Genomic DNA, 14,823 nt, shown 5'->3' on the forward strand with positions numbered 1-14,823 from the left:
CCCCCTAATGCAGGTTGTGTTGAGAGCCGGTGCCCTCTTCGTCCAGCAGAACCCCGCGACGGAACCGATCCAGACGGAAGCGCGCGGCGGGCTCGTGATGCCGGTCGGTCGCGATCAGATGGGCGAAGGAGAAGCCCGACCCCGGCACCGCCTTGAACCCGCCATAGCACCAGCCGCAATCGATATAGAGCCCGTCCACATGCGTCTTGTCGATGATGGGCGAGCCATCGGGTGTCATATCCATGATCCCGCCCCAGCTTCGCAGCACCCTGGCCTTGCCGATCATCGGCATCAGCGTCAGCCCGGCTTCCATCACATGTTCGGCCATCGGCAGGTTCCCCCGCGCCGCGTAGGAGGCGTAGAAATCGAGGTCCCCGCCGAAGACCAGCCCGCCCTTGTCGGACTGGCTGATGTAGAAATGGCCCATGCCATAGGTCACCACATGATCGATGCAGGGTTTCAGACCCTCGGTCACGAAGGCCTGAAGGATGTGACTTTCGACCGGCAGGCGCAGGCCGGCCATGGCAGCCACCTGACCGGAGCGGCCCGCGACCACGATCGCCACCTTCGCGGCGCGGATCGCACCGCGGGTGGTCTGCACGCCGGTCACCTTGCCGCCCGCGATATCGATGCCCGTCACCTCGCATTGCTGGATCAGATCGACGCCGCGCCGATCGGCTGCGCGGGCATAGCCCCAGGCCACCGCATCGTGCCGCGCGGTCCCGCCGCGGGGGTGATAGAGCCCGCCATAGATCGGGAACCGCGTCTGATCATAGTCGAGATAGGGCAGCATCCGGCGGCAGCCCTCGCGGTCCAGCAGGATCGCATCATCGCCTTGATTGATCATCGCGTTGCCACGGCGGGCATAGGCGTCGCGCTGCCCGTCGGAATGGAACAGGTTGATCACGCCGCGCTGGCTGTGCATCACGTTGTAGTTGAGGTCGGCCTCCAGCCCTTCCCAGAGCTTCAGGGAGTGGGAGTAGAACTCGGAGTTGCCGGGCAGATTGTAATTGGCGCGTACGATGGTGGTGTTCCGGCCCACATTGCCGCCGCCCAGATACCCCTTTTCCAGCACAGCGATGTTGCCGAGCCCGTGTTCCTTGGCGAGGTAGAAGGCGGTTGCCAGCCCATGGCCGCCGCCGCCGATAATGACAATGTCGTATGCCGGTTTGGGTTCGGGGTCGCGCCAAACTGGTTTCCAGCCCCTGTTGCCCATCAGGCCCTGTGCCAGAACCTGAAGCCCCGAATAGCGCATGCGCCATCTCCCCTTGGTGACCGCTATCCAGTCAACCGGTTTCCAGAGGACTATTCAATGGAGATGTGACAAGCGAAAGCGCGTGCGCGACACCGAAGCGTCACCCCGCGACTTAACTGCCCGCAGGGCCGCTATCCGTGTCGGGATCGGGTTCCTCGTCGCCGTCACCGAAGTTGCAGCTGCTGCCGCAATATAACGGGTCACTGCCATCGTCGAATTGCAGCTGGCCGGCAAAACGGGGACGGGTCACGGTGAAGTTTGTGAACTCGAGTTCGCGCAATCCCACATTGAAAGCAGGGCGATAGGGCAAGAAGGTTTCAACCACGATGATCCTTTCGCCAAACACCATGTTTGGCAGTTGCGACTGGATTGCGGGAATGTTGGAGTTGAAAAGCCGCGCCGTGCCGTCTGTGGCATAGGACCAGTCGATCCTGTATTCGCTCGTGTTTCTGCGTATCTGAGTCACCCGCAATGAGGATTGCTCCACGTTACGTGTGATATGCTGGAACACATCCGCCAGCCCTTCGATATCCGAGCCATAGATCCAGTCGGTCTCCCGCGACAGCACGTCGGCCACCGCGTAGGTCGCCTTGAGCGAGGTGTTGTAGGTCCGGAACGCGTCGAAGAAGACGAAGCTGCCCACGAAGAGCCAGGCGAGGATCGGTGTGATGATGACGGCCTCGAACGCGACGGCCGCGTCGTCTTCGCGAATATATCGTCTTATCAGGCGTTTCATCATGTGTTCCTATGACGGCTCGTTGACGAAGATAGTAGCCGAGGTCATGTGGATACCGCCGGTGTCGTCGCGGGTGAGGTTCAGGCCGAAACCCGAGATCGGCAGGATCCTGTCCACCACGGCGCAGGCCCGGATCAGCATGAGCTGGTTTTCCTCGTTCACGTCGCGACCTGCATCGAAGGTGTTGGGCGGACGCACCATGCCGTCGCGGTTCACGCAGAGCGTTTGCTCATCGGGAAGAATATAGTTGGTCTTGTCGATCGGCCGCAGATCGAGCACGAGGATATCGTCGCAATGCGGGATCACCAGTGTATTGGCGCAGATGTTCTGGGCGATCTGGTCGTGGGTCACCTCAAGATCGGCCGTGATCCGCAGAAAGCGCACCGTCCGGTCAAGGGCGCGTTCCAACATAACCTGCCGCGTCAGGATCATCGCGGTTTCGAACACCGCAATGAACAGGATCAGGATAATCGGAAAGACGATCACGAACTCGGTCGTGGCCGTCGCCCGCTCGGACCTTGCGAATTGGACGATATGGTATCCGACGCTATTCATCCGGTCTACTGGACCAGCTTCAACTGGTCGATCGTGTTCGCGATCGAGGCAAAGGCTTCACTGATTTCGGTGCCTTCGACATCGTAGTAATTGGCCGGTTCGGTCGCGCAATACCGCATCACTTCTTCGCCACGCTGCGGCGCTTCGAAGGCGATGGTGAAGACGATGATCCCCTGATCCCGGGCGGCATCGCAGATTGCACGCAGGTTTGCGTCCGCCTGGTTCGCGCCTGCGTAAAGCTCGATCGAGTTGTAGCGAAGATCCCGGTAGTAATCCCAGTCGCCGTAGTATCCGCGGCTGCCATGCCAGTAGAACTCTCCGGCCATCATCCGGGCGGACCAGCGGGCCCAGAAATAGGGCCAGGGCAGCGCGACACTTTCATGCCCGTCACTCGGGTTGCCGTCATTGTAGGGCTGAAGAGAATAGCGGCCATCATCATCATCGTAATCGCGATCGGGGATCCAGTAGACACCCGTTTCAGGCATGTACATCGACCAGCGATCATCCTCTTCATGATACAGGATTGTCGAAGGCCCGCGTTTGAACTCCTGCACCACATCATATTGATTGGTGTTCTCCCCATCAGTCATCAATACGATGATCTTCATGGTTTCGCGGTCGTTGAATGCCTCCGGGCGCTCAACGAAATCGCTGTGCACCACGCCGCTGCTTTCCAGAGCCTGCAAGGCGGGAGCGGCCGCGGGGTCGAGCAGACCGACAGCCCATTTCATGCCAAGATCGATAGCGGTCCATCCATCGGCATTCAGGCTGTCGATGTGGCTGTGCAAGGCGGCGATATTATGCGACCAGGGCAGGATCGCGCCATAGTCATCGGTCTGGCAATGCGGCCAGCGGAACGTGGAATATCGCGCCCGGTTGTCGTAGTCGAAATGCGCCAGGCGTTCGATCGGCTGGCTCGGGTCGATCGCTGTCGTCTGGAAATCGGCTTGGTCAAAGCGCGTGCAGCTGGATGCGTTATGTTCATTGGAGAGCGTGAACACGCTTTCGATCGTCGAGCCCGCGTTGACCCGGCCATTGTAGGGAACGATGGACATCGAGACGAGCATCTCGTCGCTGGCGTAATCATTCGGTTCCATCACCGCGGTGACGAATTCGCGGGCGGCGGTCTGCATATTGCGGAGTTTGCCGTTCCAGCCCATTGAGCCGGAGATATCGAGAACCAGAGAGATTTCGACATTCTGAACGCGTTCTTCGGCCACGCCATATGCGGGCGATGTCATTGCACGCACACCGAACATGTGCATGAAGACCGAATTGATATCCATCTCTGCATGTGCGGAAACGCGGCGATAGTTGAACCCTTCCTCGGGCAGGATGGTCAGGCGGTAATTCTCAAGGCCTGAAACCTCGAAGTAATTGCGAACGACGGCCTCGGCATCCTGCTCCTGCGTCATGGCGGCGGCGGCCAGGATGGCGCGGTCCAGCGTGTATTGAAGCTGAACTCGCTGTGTTTCATATCGCATGACATCGATCGCGATACCGCCCACGCCAATCATCAGAACGAACATCATCAGTCCGAAAATGGTGACTGTGCCGTCTTCCTCGCGCGCAAAGCCGCACAGGCTGGCGCTTTCACGAAGCTTTTGAAGGGTCTTACGTGTCCGAGCGATCATGACATCCAAGTCCTTGCATCAATCCATTGGTCATCGCACTTGCGCCCAAATTCCCAGAAAACGGTTGTGCGCCGGAACAAAGGCAGAAATTGGGCAGCAGAGGGGAAGAAACGCGATGTTTGCAATACGGAAACAAACAATTAATCCGTAATTAAGTTTTTGCAGTCATGCCTCCCGGTCCCTGCCGTGGCGTGTTTTCTTGCTTTGTTGCCAAGGCTGTGGTCGGGTCTGGCCAAGGCCTTGTTTCCGTGCAAGTCCACAGGTCATGCGTCTAGGGAGGGATATGCCATGACAACCGAGCCGAGCTTTCGCCAATCCGTCGATCTGATGTTCAACCGTGCCGTGGCCCTGATGGATCTGCCGCCTGGGCTGGAGGAGAAGATCCGGGTTTGCAACTCCACCTATGTGGTTCGGTTCGGCGTGCGTCTGCGGGGCGAGATCCAGACCTTCACGGGCTATCGCTCGGTTCATTCGGAGCATATGGAGCCGGTCAAGGGGGGCATCCGATACGCGCCCAACGTGCATCAGGACGAGGTCGAGGCGCTGGCCGCGCTGATGACATTCAAATGCGCCCTCGTTGAGGCGCCCTTCGGCGGCTCGAAAGGGGGGCTTTGCATCGATCCGCGTCATTACGAGGAACACGAGCTGGAGCAGATTACCCGCCGGTTCGCCTATGAGCTGATCAAGCGCGATCTGATCAACCCGTCGCAGAACGTTCCGGCGCCCGACATGGGCACGGGCGAGCGGGAAATGGCGATCATGGCGGACCAATACGCGCGTATGAACACGACCGACATCAACGCGCGCGCCTGCGTGACGGGCAAGCCGCCCCATGCGGGCGGTATCCAGGGCCGGGTCGAGGCAACGGGCCGCGGCGTGCAATACGCGCTTCGCGAGTTCTTCCGCCATCCCGAAGACGTGAAAAAGGCCGGGCTCGACGGCAAACTCGACGGCAAGCGCGTGATCGTCCAGGGGCTTGGAAACGTGGGCTATCACGCGGCCCTGTTCCTTTCTACGGAGGATGGTTCGATCATCACCCATGTGGTGGAGCGCGATGGCGCGCTGCACAACGCCGCGGGTCTGGATATCGCGCTCGTCCGCGACTGGATCGCACATCACGGCGGCGTTCGCGGCTGCCCGCACGGCACCTATATCGAAGAGGGTAGCAAGGTGCTGGAGGAAGAGTGCGACATCCTGATCCCCGCCGCCCTCGAAGGCGTGATCAACATGAACAATGCCGACCGGGTAAAGGCGCGGCTGATCATCGAGGCGGCGAACGGGCCGATTACCGCCGGGGCCGACGAGGTTCTGCGCCACAAGGGCGTGGTCATCATTCCCGATCTCTATGCCAATGCCGGCGGTGTGACGGTGAGCTATTTCGAATGGGTCAAGAATCTCAGCCACATCCGGTTCGGCCGGATGCAGCGCCGTCAGGAAGAGGCCCGGCATGAGTTGATCGTGAACGAGCTTGAACGCCTGTCTCGGGACAAGGATCTCGGCTGGACCCTCAGCCCAAATTTCAAGGAAAAATACCTGCGTGGCGCCGATGAGCTTGAGTTGGTGCGCTCGGGCCTCGATGACACGATGCGCGTGGCCTATCAGTCGATGCGCGAGGTCTGGCATTCGCGCAATGATGTCACCGACCTGCGCACCGCCGGGTTCCTCGTTTCCATCGGGCGGGTCGCGTCAAGCTACAAGGCCAAGGGCCTGTAGGCCTGGCGGGATCGCGGGCGGTTCGGGCGCCCTTGCCGCGCCTAATCCGCGTGATCGCGTTCGACCATCAGGATCTTGATCAGGTCGGCCACGGATTTGGCCTGTGTACCCGAGGTCACGCCGCCGACCATGATCGTGCGCCTGTAGCGCCACCACAGGCCCGGGGCGTAGACCGCACTGTCGGCGGTCTTCAGGCGCATCATGAACCCGTTCGATGGCTTGAAGGCGAAGAAGCCGCGATCGACAGAGGCGATATTCTCGATCCGCGCCACTACCCGACCGCCGGCCTCCCGTAGTTCCTGTCGGGTCAGCTCCAGTGTAATGCCGCTGGCCTGCCATAGCCGCCAGGACAGAAAAAGGCTGCCCAGCCCCATGATGATCAGAAATGCGAGCCAGCCCGGATCGACGGGCGGCGTGGCGGCGGCGATATAAAGCAGGATCATACCCAGAAGACCGATCCCGCCGGTCGCGACATAGCGCCGTACCGCGCGAGGTTCGATCACCCCGATAATCTCGTCATCCATGATCCAACTCCATTCTGCCGGGCTGCCATAGCCGGTTGCGCCCGGATTGGCGAGACCTGCGTCGCTTGCGTCGCGCGCGCGTGCACGCTCTCGACGGCGGCGATCCCGCAGGTTTCCCGCCTGCGTCCCCCGAGCCGACGGAACCGGTCTTACCATCGCCCGAAAGCGACACCTGCAGGGCTGCACAGGCCCCGTTCAGTGGCGCCGAATTGCCTGATCCCCGCATCGGCGTATATCTCAACCCGTACCTGCAAGGAGGTTCCCGATGTCGATCCGCCCCGTGACCGAAGCCCGCCGCGCCATGCCGACCATGGAAGGCGCGGGCGTCCATCTGCACCGTGCTTTCGGATTTCAGGACCCGTCCGAATTGGACCCGTTCCTGCTGTTTGACGATTTCCGGAACGACCGGCCCGAGGACTATCTGCGCGGGTTCCCCTGGCATCCCCATCGCGGGATCGAAACGATCACCTATGTGCTGGCCGGATCGGTCGAACATGGCGACAGTCTGGGAAATACCGGAACCCTTGGCGCGGGCGATGTGCAATGGATGACGGCGGGTTCCGGCATACTGCATCAGGAGATGCCGCTTGGAAACGCGCGGGGACAGATGCATGGCTTCCAGCTTTGGGGCAACCTGCCGTCCAGCCTGAAGATGACCGCCCCGCGCTATCAGGATGTGCAGGGAACCGAGATCCCCGAAATGATTGACGATGATGGTACCGTCGTGCGGGTGATCGTCGGTGAGTTCTGGGGCAGGCGAGGGCCGGTCGACGGGATCGCCGCCGACCCGCAATATCTGGATGTCTCGGTTCCGGCGGGGGTGAAGAAAACCTTCCGGATCGACACCTATCGCAGGGCGTTTGCCTATGTGTTCGAAGGGACGGCGGCCTTTGCCGATGCCAGCCGGCCCACGGGCGTGCTCCTGGAGAAGGAGGTGATGGGCCAGGAACTCAATATCCGCGACATGTCCGGCGACCGCACACTGATCCGTTTCGGCACCGGCGACGAGGTCACGGTGCAGGCCGGCCCGGACGGAGTGCGGTTCCTGCTGATATCCGGTGCGCCGATCGAGGAACCCGTGGCCTGGCACGGGCCGATCGTGATGAACACGCAGGATGAGTTGCGGCAGGCCATGCGCGATCTGCAGAACGGGACGTTCATCAAGGCCGCGCACTGAACCCGGCCCTCCCCCGCCCGGCGTTGCGGGCTGTCAGATGTATCCGCGCCAGACAAGGAATCCGATCAGAAGCGCCAGAAACACGGCGGCGCGAAAGCCGATCTCGGCCCAGAATACGGCCCGGTCCATGGCCTGCCGTTTCCCGGGCTCTATCCCGCGCATCTGGGCGCTGAACCGCGTCAGAGCCTCTCGCGCAACGCTCGGGTCCACCCGGGAGGCCAGTTTCGGGTTCCGCATCCGCGCTTCGATCTCAAGCAGGCTGCTGGCGGCCTGACGTGCGCCTGCGGGCAGCAGGCGGCCGGCCCGCTCCACGGCACGGCGGAAACTGCGCGCGCGGATACCTAGCCGTTCCTCGATCTGCGCGCGGGCGGCGTCGGTGATGTCCTGAAATTGCTCCGGCGTCATGCCCCGCCCCCCGATGTTCGAGCGCCACAGCATAAGGCGCCGCGGAGAAGGCTCAACCCCTCTGGTCCCGGTCGAATGCGACGGATAGAACATGACCCATGTTGGCCAGCTATTTCTTCGGCGATCCCGGTGATCTGCCCCCGATCCTCATCGCGCATGGTCTTTACGGCTCGGCGCGGAACTGGAACGTGATCGCCAAGCGCCTGTCCGGCAAGCGTCGGGTGGTCAGCGTGGACATGCGCAATCATGGCGAAAGCCCGTGGGCGGACAGCCATGGCTATGCCGATCTGGCACGAGATCTGGCCGAGGTCGTCGCAGCCCATGGGGGGGTGGCCGATGTGATCGGGCATTCGATGGGTGGCAAGGCGTCCATGGCACTTGCGCTTGCGCATCCCGGACAGGTGCGGCGGCTGGTCGTGGCCGATATCGCGCCGGCGGCCTATGGGCATACGCAGGTGCAGTTCATCCACGCCATGCGCAGGCTGGACCTGTCGGCGCTCGACACGCGTCGGGACGCGGACGAGGCGCTGAAGGCGGAGGTGCCGGAAGACGGCATCCGGGCTTTTTTGCTGCAGTCCCTTGATATCAAGGCAAGACGCTGGCGGCTAAATCTCGATGTGCTGGAGGCGTTCATGCCGGAAATTATCGGCTGGCCCGCGCCCGGGGGCGCGTTCAAGGGGCCAACCCTGTTTCTCTCAGGTGGCGCGTCGGACTATGTGACGCCGGATCACCGTCCGGCGATCCGCGCACAGTTCCCCAACGCCCGGTTCGCGAAGATCCCGGGCGCCGGGCATTGGCTCCATGCCGACAAGCCACGCGAATTCGAGGCAGCGCTCGATGTGTTTCTGAACGCGCCGGATTAGAGGGTTCTGATCTTCTTGGCCGCCATCCAAGCGGCGGGCAGCGCGATCAATCCGCCCGCTGCTGCGGCCGCGACGATTGGTTGCCAGCCATCCATACCCGCGGCCAGGACCGCCGTGATCCCGACCCCGGCCAGCACCGTGGCGGCCAGTGTAAACATCAGCAAAAACAAGCGCATGATTGTCGTCCATCTTCCAAGGCGCGGTTCCCTGCGTTTCGAAGTATCGGCGCGGACAACTGTTGTCTTTGACTTAGATCAGTCGGCGCGCCTGCCGCCCGTGGTAAACTGTAACAGTTTCATGACGCCGTTGGTGAGGGGGGGGGCCAAGCCAATGATAACACTTGACGATATCGAAGACATGACCTGCCTGACGCGGGCGGAAATCGCCGCCGTCGCAGAGCATGAAGGCCTGCCCGAGCTGAATGCCTCGGCGCTGGCGGAGCGGATGATGAATCTCCATCACGGACCGCAAAAGGTGCAGAAGATGATTTGCGACGACATTCGCGCGGCGCTTCACCGCGACGATCTAGACCATGCGCGGGAGCTGTTCGTGGTGCTGAAGCATTTCATCTCCGAGCACCCGGAAGCGGAGCGCGGGGCCGGCTAGGATCTGTCACCGGTCCGTGTCTTGCCCTCTGCGCGCTCCGTGCTCTGCCCGCCTGCGATTGCGGCGGTCAGATTTCCTTTGCGCCGGGCTTGGGCAAGGGGCCTTTTTGCGAGGTCTTCGCTGACCAGTTCGGATCTTCGCGCTTGATCCGGCGAGAAATCAGATAGGCGACGGGCCAGCTGAGCAGGATGCCGATGGCCGCCGATCCGAGCAGGGGCGGCCAACCATACCAGCCGAAAGCCATGGCGGTGACGGCCAGAGCGCCGGTCAGAACGGCGCCGGTCATCAGGGTCAGGATGATGCTGAGACGATCCATGAGAATTCTCCTTTCAGCAGATCAACGCCGCCAGATCGGTTCAGTTCCTGAACGCGGGGCGGTTCAGTTCCTGAACGCGGGGATGGAACCCGTGTGCGTGCAGGCGCGTTTGAGGGGCACGATCTCATTCTCGGAAGAAGGATATCACCATGACTCGTATCGCCCTCGCTTTCGCCGCCCTCCTCGGCCTTGCCGCCTGTGAAACGGTCGACGGATTTGGCCAGGATGTCCAAGCCGCCGGTCAGGGGATTTCCGAGGTGGCAGAGGACGTGCAGGAGGATATCTAGGCTTTCAGCACCCTGACCAACGTCTTGCTTAACCGGGTCAATGTCTTGCGGCCACCTACGGCATCTTGCGGAATTCCGCGTCACCGCAGCGAGATCTTGTTGATTTCTCCGAATCGGCGGTGTAGTGGGTTATCCACAGGTGCATAGACGCGGTATACACTGACGACGGGGCTCGACTGTTCATGGCAGGCGGGCCTCGTTTTTTGTGAGCTGTCATATGTCTGGAACAGGAAAAGACGCCAGGTGCTCAGACGCGGTCTTCGCATTGGGCCGAAACCCACCCTGACGTCTTCCTGTTCCGGTCCGCCCCCGAAGGGAGTTTCCGGCCCAGTTCGCGCGGGATCTTGCGATCCGTTGCGTTGCTCGGGGTCTTGCGACCCGTCGCTGCCACGCCCTTGCCCGAAGGCTTGGCCGTGACGATCACGCGATACCTCCGAAGAGCTGCCTCGTGACCCGCGTAGACCCTTGTTATGCCGCCCCGACCGACCTGCTCCGAAAAGCCTGCCTGCCCGGCTTGCACCCCAAAACCCTTCGCGATCCGATCCAAAGCCCGAAGGCTCGGCCCGTTCCGCTCCGGCTCCGATGGGGCCTTTCGCGTCCCGGTCCGGTTCAAGGAACCTTCCCGGTAACGAAATCTTCACAATACCGTCGCGATTCCTTCAAGCACGGAGCAGTGCAGCATGAAAATTTCTTGTGGATGAAAAGGTGGAGAACCCTGTGTGTGAGGGGTGCATCCGCTCGCCAGCGGGTTGAGCGGTAACGCTTTTCTTCGACTGTGGAGAGAGACTCGCGGAACGGTGCGGTTTCTGCACCTGCAAAGGGATTTCCGGGTTTTTTTGGGGAATCGGGGCGCACAAGATGTAGATTCTCCGGATGTGTGACACCCGTACATACCGCAGTGCATACCGCATTACATACGTGGGTATGGCTCAGTTGGAATGGACCATGGCGATCACGGTGGCGCGTTCGACCCAATCGGCGGCCGGGGCGGCGGAGATCTCGGCCAGGTCGCGGAGGACAGCGGGCTGGCTGGCCGGGGGGATTTGGGCGGTCTGGTAGAGGGCGGCGAGGGCGGGGCCGGGGGTGGAGAGGGCCTCGGTGATTATGGCGGGCTGGTTGGCGGCGAGGAGGTCGGACACGCGGGACCGGCGGGCGTTGTAGGAGGCGTTCTCGGCGGCGGTGGCGAGGCCGGTCACGGGTAGGAGGAGCGGGTTGCCGAGATGGCCCGCGTCGCAGGCGGGGAGGAGGAGGAGCGGGAGGGCGAGGAGGGGGCGCATGGGGGGAGTGGGGGTGTGGTGGTGACGGGGAAAGGGGAAAGGTTGGGGAGAGTAGGCACTGGCACTGCGGAGGGCAGCGACCGGACCGCGGGGTGAGTACATACACTTGTGATCTCCACATTGTCGATCTTTCAAACGTGGAAGGCCGAGCATTGCACGCGATTGCTGGAACTCTTTGCTCGAAGGCGGCTTGAGAGTGTGAATCAAGCATCGTAGGCTCCGAAGTGTTAGGAGTGGAATTCGGGAACTATGCCAAAAGGAATTACTAGCCTCACGGGTTTTGTGCGGAAAATCTCATCAATCACTGAGGCAAAGCCGAACAGCACATTGCTTTTCCGTGGGCACTCAAAGAAGAGCTACAAATTCTTACCATCGGTTCTGCGCTCGGAGAATTGGCGAAAAAGCGAGCACCTTATGCTTCGCCAACTTTTGGCAGATGCGCCCCAAGACTTCGCTGAAGATCGCACCGCTTTTGATGTTCTTGTGCGAGCACAGCATTACGGACTTCCGACACGCCTTCTTGACGTTTCAACAAACCCGTTGGTTGGTCTTTACTTTGCGTGCTGCTCTCACGCCAAAGAACGAGGACAAGTCTTAATCGTCGAGCCACCAATTCATAGGCAAAAATACTTCGATAGCGATACGGTCTCACTGCTTGCAAACTTGGCATATTTGCGTCGTGGCCAAAAGGAGGACATGCTGACTTTCGCGCGCGACAACGTGCACTCGGATACAAAGCCTGAAAGGATTGCTGAATTCTCCGACTGCCCACAGCTCGACCCACTTCTGCAGCAGGTTCGTCAGGAGAAGCCATACTTCTTGGCGAGGGTCGATCCCTTCGATATGGCCTACGTCGTGTCGGTTGTGCCGAGAAAATCGCATGCTCGAATAGCGGCACAATCGGGAGGATTTCTGGTTTTTGGAATCACTGAACATGATGTTGGTGCGCATTTGAGTGAATTGAAAATCGACAAAGTAGACATTGCTGCTGATGCGAAAGCCGATATCCTAGACCAGCTAAACAAGGTTGGGATCTCACGGCGAACACTCTTTCCTGAAATTGAAAACGCAGCGAACCAAATTAGCCAAAGATACTCATAGTGATTGCGCAAATTCTGCTGGTAATCGCCAAGGCGGGTTAACAGCGGGCAGCGCCCGCCCCGCCATCGACGGGCCTGTCCGGGGCCCGGCGATTTGGTTGCCGTGTGCGCTCCGCTCGTTCTGGGCGATGACTTGGCTGGGATAAAGGGCTTTAGAATGGGCGTTGGGTCGCCGTGCCCAGGCCCGTCGATGGCGGGGCTAACTGGCGGGCGTTGGAGTGTCGGGCTTAAGCCCGGTCTACGGGGCGGCGGGACAAGTCCCGCCCTACGGGTGGGGCGGTTGGTGCGCCCGGATTTTGTCTGTGTGGGGCCGCAGACTTTTGCGGTGCAAAAGTCGCTTTCCCCCACCGTTGAGGCGAGGCAAGCCCCGCCTCACCCATCCATCTTGAGCGCTGAAATAAAGGCGCTTTGGGGAATTTCGACTTTCCCAAACTGCCGCATCTTCTTTTTACCCGCCTTCTGCTTGTCCAAAAGCTTCCGCTTCCGCGTCGCATCCCCGCCATAGCATTTCGCCGTTACGTCCTTGCGCAAAGCCGACAGGGTCTCGCGGGCGATCACCCTCCCGCCAATCGCCGCCTGGATCGGGATCTTGAACATGTGGCGGGGGATCAGTTCCTTCAGCTTCTCGCACATCGCGCGCCCGCGCATCTCCGCCCGGTCCCGGTGGACCATCATCGACAGCGCGTCCACAGGCTCCTCGTTCACCAGCACCTGCATTTTCACCAGATAATCCTCGCGGTAGCCGATCATCTGATAGTCGAAACTGGCATAGCCCTTGGTGACGGATTTCAGCCGGTCGTAGAAGTCGAACACCACCTCGTTGAGCGGCAGGTCATAGACCACCATCGCGCGGGACCCGGCATAGGTCAGGTCCAGCTGGATGCCGCGCCGGTCCTGGCAGAGTTTGAGCACATCGCCGAGATAATCGTCGGGCACGAGGATGGTGGCCTTGATCCGCGGCTCCTCGATATGATCCACATGGGTCATGTCGGGCATGTCCGCGGGGTTGTGCAGCTCGGTCATCGTGCCGTCGCGCAGATAGACATGGTAGATGACCGAGGGCGCGGTGGTAATCAGCTCGATATCGTATTCGCGTTCCAGCCGGTCGCGGATGACCTCCAGATGCAGGAGCCCGAGGAAGCCGCAGCGGAAACCGAAGCCAAGGGCCGCGGAGGTTTCCATTTCGAAGGAAAAGGAGGCGTCGTTCAGTGCCAGCTTCTCGATCGCGTCGCGCAGATCCTCGAACTGTGCGCTGTCGACGGGGAAGAGGCCGCAGAAGACCACCGGCTGCGAAGGTTTGAAGCCCGGCAGCGGCTCGGTCGCGCCCTTGCGTTCATGGGTGATGGTGTCGCCCACGCGCGTGTCGCGGACCTGTTTGATCGAGGCGGTGAGAAAGCCCATTTCGCCGGGCCCAAGCTCGGGGATGTCTTTCATCTTCGGGGTGAAGACGCCGAGCCGGTCGATCGGGTAGAGCCCGCCGGTGCGCATCATCCTGATCCTGTCGCCCTTGCGGATCACGCCGTCGATGACGCGGATCAGGACGACGACGCCGAGATACGCGTCATAGTAGCTGTCCACCAGCATGGCCTTGAGCGGCGCGTCGCGGTCGCCCTTGGGTGCGGGCAGGCGGGTGACGATGGCTTCCAGCACTTCGGGGATGCCCACCCCGGTCTTGGCCGAGATCAGGACGGCATCGGACGCGTCGATGCCGATCACATCCTCGATCTGCTCGCGGACCCGCTCGGGCTCGGCGGCGGGCAGGTCGACCTTGTTGAGGACCGGTACGATTTCATGGTCTGCATCGATGGCCTGATAGACATTGGCCAGCGTCTGCGCCTCGACACCCTGTGAGGCGTCCACCACCAGAAGCGAACCTTCTACGGCGCGCATCGAACGGCTGACCTCATAGGCGAAATCCACGTGTCCGGGCGTGTCGATGAGGTTGAGGATATAGGTGTGGCCGTCTTTGGCGGGGTATTCGATGCGGACGGTGTTGGCCTTGATGGTGATGCCGCGCTCCCGCTCGATATCCATGGCGTCGAGCATTTGCTCCTTCATGTCCCGTTCGGCCACGGTGCCGGTCAGCTGGATCAGCCGGTCGGCAAGGGTGGATTTGCCGTGGTCGATATGGGCCACGATGGAGAAGTTGCGGATGCGGGAGAGGTCGGTCATGTCGGCCTGCGTGATAAGGGTCAGCCGGTGAGATAGCCCAAGGTCGTGGGTGAGGGAAGGGGTGGCGCGTTTCTCGATGCGTAGGCATGGCTGGCTGGCCGGGGGGGAAACTGGAAAACCTCCCGGCGCGCGGTCTGATTGCCAAGTGGCCGCGCTTTGCACGTGGCCGGATTGCACCGGAAGACGCAGCGCGGGAGGCTGTG

16 protein-coding genes are annotated in these 14,823 nt (G+C 61.3%); 6 read left to right on the forward strand and 10 right to left on the reverse strand.

The features are described 5' to 3' along the window. Nucleotides 1–4: 4 nt before the first annotated feature. The 4 genes from D9R08_RS02740 to D9R08_RS02755 form a co-directional block, all read right to left on the reverse strand. Nucleotides 5–1,255, reverse strand: coding sequence for a sarcosine oxidase subunit beta family protein (locus tag D9R08_RS02740; protein WP_121896449.1), 1,251 nt, complete (start codon nt 1,253–1,255; stop codon nt 5–7). Between the two features lie 112 nt (nt 1,256–1,367). Beyond that, nucleotides 1,368–1,991 (reverse strand): TadE/TadG family type IV pilus assembly protein, encoded by a 624-nt coding sequence (locus D9R08_RS02745; RefSeq protein WP_147450604.1) that lies wholly within the window; start codon nt 1,989–1,991, stop codon nt 1,368–1,370. A 9-nt stretch (nt 1,992–2,000) separates the two neighbouring features. Continuing rightward, nucleotides 2,001–2,546 carry a TadE/TadG family type IV pilus assembly protein gene (locus tag D9R08_RS02750; protein WP_121896451.1) on the reverse strand — a complete coding sequence of 182 codons (546 nt, stop codon included), beginning with the start codon at nt 2,544–2,546 and terminating at the stop codon, nt 2,001–2,003. A 5-nt stretch (nt 2,547–2,551) separates the two neighbouring features. Continuing rightward, the gene (locus D9R08_RS02755) at nt 2,552–4,180 is read right to left on the reverse strand and encodes a Tad domain-containing protein (protein ID WP_121896452.1); all 1,629 of its coding nucleotides are present in this window, start codon (nt 4,178–4,180) and stop codon (nt 2,552–2,554) included. 288 nt (nt 4,181–4,468) lie between these two features. On the opposite strand from D9R08_RS02755, the gene D9R08_RS02760 reads away from it, so the two are divergent. Then, the gene (locus D9R08_RS02760; protein WP_121896453.1) at nt 4,469–5,893 is read left to right on the forward strand and encodes a Glu/Leu/Phe/Val family dehydrogenase; all 1,425 of its coding nucleotides are present in this window, start codon (nt 4,469–4,471) and stop codon (nt 5,891–5,893) included. Nucleotides 5,894–5,934: 41 nt separating this feature from the next. Here D9R08_RS02760 and D9R08_RS02765 read toward each other — a convergent pair whose 3' ends face one another. Next, nucleotides 5,935–6,417: a hypothetical protein gene (locus D9R08_RS02765; RefSeq protein ID WP_121896454.1), complete on the reverse strand. Its 483-nt coding sequence runs from the start codon at nt 6,415–6,417 to the stop codon at nt 5,935–5,937. A gap of 265 nt (nt 6,418–6,682) precedes the next feature. Between D9R08_RS02765 and D9R08_RS02770 the strand changes: the two genes are divergently transcribed. Further along, nucleotides 6,683–7,594 (forward strand): pirin family protein, encoded by a 912-nt coding sequence (locus tag D9R08_RS02770; RefSeq protein WP_121896455.1) that lies wholly within the window; start codon nt 6,683–6,685, stop codon nt 7,592–7,594. A gap of 33 nt (nt 7,595–7,627) precedes the next feature. Here D9R08_RS02770 and D9R08_RS02775 read toward each other — a convergent pair whose 3' ends face one another. Next, nucleotides 7,628–7,999 carry a hypothetical protein gene (locus tag D9R08_RS02775; RefSeq protein WP_147450605.1) on the reverse strand — a complete coding sequence of 124 codons (372 nt, stop codon included), beginning with the start codon at nt 7,997–7,999 and terminating at the stop codon, nt 7,628–7,630. 98 nt (nt 8,000–8,097) lie between these two features. On the opposite strand from D9R08_RS02775, the gene D9R08_RS02780 reads away from it, so the two are divergent. Next, entirely contained in the window at nt 8,098–8,862 is a 765-nt protein-coding gene (locus D9R08_RS02780) for an alpha/beta fold hydrolase (protein ID WP_121896457.1), read from the forward strand. Here D9R08_RS02780 and D9R08_RS02785 read toward each other — a convergent pair. Beyond that, entirely contained in the window at nt 8,859–9,038 is a 180-nt protein-coding gene (locus tag D9R08_RS02785) for a hypothetical protein (protein ID WP_233557180.1), read from the reverse strand. The genes D9R08_RS02780 and D9R08_RS02785 overlap by 4 nt on opposite strands. Nucleotides 9,039–9,192: 154 nt before the next feature. Here D9R08_RS02785 and D9R08_RS02790 point away from each other — a divergent pair, with 154 nt between their 5' ends. After that, nucleotides 9,193–9,468 (forward strand): hypothetical protein, encoded by a 276-nt coding sequence (locus D9R08_RS02790; RefSeq protein ID WP_121896459.1) that lies wholly within the window; start codon nt 9,193–9,195, stop codon nt 9,466–9,468. Between the two features lie 67 nt (nt 9,469–9,535). Here the strand turns inward: D9R08_RS02790 and D9R08_RS02795 are convergent, their stop codons facing one another. Then, nucleotides 9,536–9,784: a DUF2189 domain-containing protein gene (locus tag D9R08_RS02795; protein ID WP_121896460.1), complete on the reverse strand. Its 249-nt coding sequence runs from the start codon at nt 9,782–9,784 to the stop codon at nt 9,536–9,538. A 149-nt stretch (nt 9,785–9,933) separates the two neighbouring features. On the opposite strand from D9R08_RS02795, the gene D9R08_RS02800 reads away from it, so the two are divergent. After that, nucleotides 9,934–10,071, forward strand: a complete 138-nt coding sequence (locus D9R08_RS02800; protein ID WP_121896461.1) for an entericidin A/B family lipoprotein — start codon at nt 9,934–9,936, stop codon at nt 10,069–10,071. Nucleotides 10,072–11,000: 929 nt separating this feature from the next. Here the strand turns inward: D9R08_RS02800 and D9R08_RS02810 are convergent. Beyond that, nucleotides 11,001–11,348 carry a hypothetical protein gene (locus tag D9R08_RS02810; protein ID WP_121896463.1) on the reverse strand — a complete coding sequence of 116 codons (348 nt, stop codon included), beginning with the start codon at nt 11,346–11,348 and terminating at the stop codon, nt 11,001–11,003. Between the two features lie 249 nt (nt 11,349–11,597). On the opposite strand from D9R08_RS02810, the gene D9R08_RS02815 reads away from it, so the two are divergent. Further along, nucleotides 11,598–12,449 (forward strand): FRG domain-containing protein, encoded by an 852-nt coding sequence (locus D9R08_RS02815; protein ID WP_121896464.1) that lies wholly within the window; start codon nt 11,598–11,600, stop codon nt 12,447–12,449. A 371-nt stretch (nt 12,450–12,820) separates the two neighbouring features. Here D9R08_RS02815 and lepA read toward each other — a convergent pair whose 3' ends face one another. Beyond that, entirely contained in the window at nt 12,821–14,620 is a 1,800-nt protein-coding gene (gene lepA / locus D9R08_RS02820; RefSeq protein WP_121896465.1) for a translation elongation factor 4, read from the reverse strand. Nucleotides 14,621–14,823: the final 203 nt, after the last annotated feature.

The organism is Rhodophyticola porphyridii (assembly GCF_003688285.1).
Classification (GTDB): Bacteria; Pseudomonadota; Alphaproteobacteria; order Rhodobacterales; family Rhodobacteraceae; genus Rhodophyticola; species Rhodophyticola porphyridii.

What these genes read in the sequence shown, in the direction of transcription:
- D9R08_RS02740 (WP_121896449.1), bottom strand. Translation starts at nt 1,255, where the DNA reads ATGCGCTATTCGGGGCTTCAGGTTCTGGCACAGGGCCTGATGGGCAAC.
- D9R08_RS02745 (WP_147450604.1), bottom strand. Translation starts at nt 1,991, where the DNA reads ATGAAACGCCTGATAAGACGATATATTCGCGAAGACGACGCGGCCGTC.
- D9R08_RS02750 (WP_121896451.1), bottom strand. Translation starts at nt 2,546, where the DNA reads ATGAATAGCGTCGGATACCATATCGTCCAATTCGCAAGGTCCGAGCGG.
- D9R08_RS02755 (WP_121896452.1), bottom strand. Translation starts at nt 4,180, where the DNA reads ATGATCGCTCGGACACGTAAGACCCTTCAAAAGCTTCGTGAAAGCGCC.
- D9R08_RS02760 (WP_121896453.1), top strand. Translation starts at nt 4,469, where the DNA reads ATGACAACCGAGCCGAGCTTTCGCCAATCCGTCGATCTGATGTTCAAC.
- D9R08_RS02765 (WP_121896454.1), bottom strand. Translation starts at nt 6,417, where the DNA reads ATGGATGACGAGATTATCGGGGTGATCGAACCTCGCGCGGTACGGCGC.
- D9R08_RS02770 (WP_121896455.1), top strand. Translation starts at nt 6,683, where the DNA reads ATGTCGATCCGCCCCGTGACCGAAGCCCGCCGCGCCATGCCGACCATG.
- D9R08_RS02775 (WP_147450605.1), bottom strand. Translation starts at nt 7,999, where the DNA reads ATGACGCCGGAGCAATTTCAGGACATCACCGACGCCGCCCGCGCGCAG.
- D9R08_RS02780 (WP_121896457.1), top strand. Translation starts at nt 8,098, where the DNA reads ATGTTGGCCAGCTATTTCTTCGGCGATCCCGGTGATCTGCCCCCGATC.
- D9R08_RS02785 (WP_233557180.1), bottom strand. Translation starts at nt 9,038, where the DNA reads ATGCGCTTGTTTTTGCTGATGTTTACACTGGCCGCCACGGTGCTGGCC.
- D9R08_RS02790 (WP_121896459.1), top strand. Translation starts at nt 9,193, where the DNA reads ATGATAACACTTGACGATATCGAAGACATGACCTGCCTGACGCGGGCG.
- D9R08_RS02795 (WP_121896460.1), bottom strand. Translation starts at nt 9,784, where the DNA reads ATGGATCGTCTCAGCATCATCCTGACCCTGATGACCGGCGCCGTTCTG.
- D9R08_RS02800 (WP_121896461.1), top strand. Translation starts at nt 9,934, where the DNA reads ATGACTCGTATCGCCCTCGCTTTCGCCGCCCTCCTCGGCCTTGCCGCC.
- D9R08_RS02810 (WP_121896463.1), bottom strand. Translation starts at nt 11,348, where the DNA reads ATGCGCCCCCTCCTCGCCCTCCCGCTCCTCCTCCTCCCCGCCTGCGAC.
- D9R08_RS02815 (WP_121896464.1), top strand. Translation starts at nt 11,598, where the DNA reads ATGCCAAAAGGAATTACTAGCCTCACGGGTTTTGTGCGGAAAATCTCA.
- lepA (WP_121896465.1), bottom strand. Translation starts at nt 14,620, where the DNA reads ATGACCGACCTCTCCCGCATCCGCAACTTCTCCATCGTGGCCCATATC.